The sequence below is a fragment of the Bartonella sp. AA2SXKL genome, from assembly GCF_042197205.1.
In the GTDB taxonomy this organism is placed as follows: domain Bacteria; phylum Pseudomonadota; class Alphaproteobacteria; order Rhizobiales; family Rhizobiaceae; genus Bartonella.
Genome location: NZ_JBHIRN010000172.1, coordinates 1 through 346, shown reverse-complemented (window position 1 = coordinate 346; position 346 = coordinate 1). Strand labels below are relative to the sequence as shown.

Annotated in this window: 1 protein-coding gene; it reads left to right on the top strand. The window is 43.9% G+C overall.

Features of this window, described 5'->3' with window-relative positions:
- The coding region (locus ACFINS_RS10500) for a type II toxin-antitoxin system PemK/MazF family toxin (protein WP_375706236.1) at positions 1-306 on the top strand (306 nt) is incomplete at its 5' end.
- Between the last annotated feature and the right edge of the window lie 40 nt (positions 307-346).

The following is a 346-nucleotide window of genomic DNA, read 5'->3' as shown; positions in this document are numbered from 1 at the left end:
TCTCTTGACCCAACTTCAGGCTATGAACAAAAAGGAACGCGTCCTGTATTGATTGTATCACCAGAGGCGTTTAATCGTGTCACGAAAACACCCATTGTCTTACCCATTACAAGTGGAGGAAATTTTTCTCGAACCGCAGGTTTCGCTGTCTCATTGGTAGGAACAGGATTGCATACAACAGGTGTGATACGTTGTGACCAGCCCCGTGCTCTGGATATAGCAGCGCGTCAGGGTAAGAAAATGGAAACAGTTCCCCCCATAATTATGAACGAAGTTCTTGCTAAGCTATCAACATTTCTCACATAGTTTCTTCGCACTTGAAGGATGTTAAAGTAAGCAACATGAG